The following is a 1,954-nucleotide window of genomic DNA, read 5'->3' as shown; positions in this document are numbered from 1 at the left end:
CCAAACCTTAAAATCCATTGTGAATAGAGAATGGACAAGGTCCTTTCTAGATACGTAGTGGTTTTATATTGTTGTATTTCAAAACTAAGCATCCATTATTTTTCAACTTTTGATTTTAAATGAGTATCAATAATTTGCTTGCGATCTTCAACACTTTGGTAGATACATTCTCCTGAAGAACCATTAACATAGATTCCTTGGACTCCTTTGTCAATGTAGTATTGCACAAGCTCTTTAACCCGTTCTTGGCTGACTTCTCCTTGATCATCGTAACAAGCATAGAATGCTGGAATGACACCTTTGTATTTCGCTAAATCTCTCATTGTAATTCTCCTTATTATTTGTGAAGCGTTTGAATAAAACGTTGGGCAATTTCTTTGGGACGGGTGATGGCTCCTCCAATTACAACACTTGTAACTCCCAAAGAGTAAACTTTCAGTAATTGCTCTGGTGTATGAATACGCCCCTCTGCAATCACCGGTAACTGAGCTTCTGCTAGTTGTTTCATGAGACCAAAATCAGGCCCTTCCAACTTAGGACTTTCGTCTGTATAACCTGATAGGGTGGTTCCGATAAAATCCGCTCCGGCTTCAAAAGCGATAATCCCTTCTTGGAAATTACTGATATCTGCCATCAGTAATTGATTTGGATATTTTTCCTTCACTTGTTTGATAAAGTCTTTCACTTCAAGGCCATCATAACGCGGTCGCTGTGTGGCATCAAAGGCAATAACCGTTGTCTGACAAGCTACAAGTTCATCAATCTCCTTCATCGTTGCTGTGATATAAGGCTCTTGCGGAGGATAGTCACGTTTAATCAACCCAATTATTGGCAAATCCGTTACCTTTTGAATGGCTGCAATATCCCGAACGGAGTTCGCTCGAATACCTACAGCACCTGCTTCTTCCGCCGCTTTGGCCAGGTAAGGCATCAGGCTAAATCGCTCCTCATACAAAGGCTCACCTGGTAAGGCTTGACAAGAAACAATCACACCACCTTGGACTTGTTCTAAAAATGTATCCCTTGTCCAATCTTGTCTCATTTTATTCCTCCTTATGAATTATGGTTTTGTCATAATAGAACCTTCTTTCCTTATCATCCAGGAAGTAGGAAAACAAGCAGTCCGTCATCAATAAGATTGGAAACTGCGGTGAAATCCTATTTCCATAAGCAAGATTTTGAGCTGAGGCCAATAGAAGTAATTCATCACAAAAATCGTAATCATCAAAATTTTTCGTCGTCATTAAAACTGTCTTGGCACCGTTCTTCTTAGCTGTTTGCAAAGCTTGAGTAATCGACTTTGTTTTACCAGATATCGATGCTGCAATCACAAGGCAAGATTCATCTACAAGAAGACTATTCCATAAAATCATATCGTCTTCATCCATCACCTCACCCATGATTCCCAGTCGCATGAATCGAACTTTCATTTCCTTTAGAGCCAGGGCAGAGCTCCCCTTGGCATAGAAATAAATCTTCGACGATGATTCGATTAAATTCTGAATCCGTTCTAACTTTGACTCATCCAAAACTGAATAGTTTTTGCGTAACATTTCTTCATAATCAGACAAGACATTTTGAGTCCAGGCCTTATAAACCATGGCTTCCTGTCCCCTGCTCATTTCCTTATACTGATAAAGAAATTCTCTAAAACCACTAAACCCACATTTCTTCGAAAAACGAGTCAAACTTGCTTTAGAAACATGAAGTTCCTCACATAAAAATTGGGTTGTTACGTTTTCAAGTTTTCTATTATTTAAAAAATAAGCTGCTATATCTCTTTCAGTCGCAGTCATTTTATCGAGATTTGATTCTATAATGGGAATCATACTTAACAAAAATCAAAATCTGAATTATAATAGATATTATGGAATTCACACAAGATCAAATTAATGAATTAAAATCAGCTCTCAAAAATAAACAACTTTCTGCTTATCACAACCGTATTCAAGCA

The 1,954-nt window shown here is 38.0% G+C and carries 2 protein-coding genes and 1 pseudogene; all 3 read right to left on the bottom strand.

Features of this window, described 5'->3' with window-relative positions; translation table 11 throughout:
• Positions 1–125: 125 nt before the first annotated feature.
• Positions 126–323 (bottom strand): annotated as a pseudogene (locus HZY94_RS09050) (dihydrodipicolinate synthase family protein); the annotation flags it as partial.
• Between the two features lie 14 nt (positions 324–337).
• Positions 338–1,042: an N-acetylmannosamine-6-phosphate 2-epimerase gene (locus HZY94_RS09045; RefSeq protein ID WP_179925874.1), complete on the bottom strand. Its 705-nt coding sequence runs from the start codon at positions 1,040–1,042 to the stop codon at positions 338–340.
• 1 nt (position 1,043) lies between these two features.
• The gene (locus tag HZY94_RS09040; RefSeq protein WP_179925875.1) at positions 1,044–1,829 is read right to left on the bottom strand and encodes a MurR/RpiR family transcriptional regulator; all 786 of its coding nucleotides are present in this window, start codon (positions 1,827–1,829) and stop codon (positions 1,044–1,046) included.
• Between the last annotated feature and the right edge of the window lie 125 nt (positions 1,830–1,954).

The organism is Streptococcus danieliae (assembly GCF_013415245.1).
GTDB lineage: Bacteria > Bacillota > Bacilli > Lactobacillales > Streptococcaceae > Streptococcus > Streptococcus danieliae_A.
This window is presented reverse-complemented; position numbering and strand designations above follow the sequence as displayed.

What these genes read in the sequence shown, in the direction of transcription:
- HZY94_RS09045 (WP_179925874.1), bottom strand. Translation starts at nt 1,042, where the DNA reads ATGAGACAAGATTGGACAAGGGATACATTTTTAGAACAAGTCCAAGGT.
- HZY94_RS09040 (WP_179925875.1), bottom strand. Translation starts at nt 1,829, where the DNA reads ATGATTCCCATTATAGAATCAAATCTCGATAAAATGACTGCGACTGAA.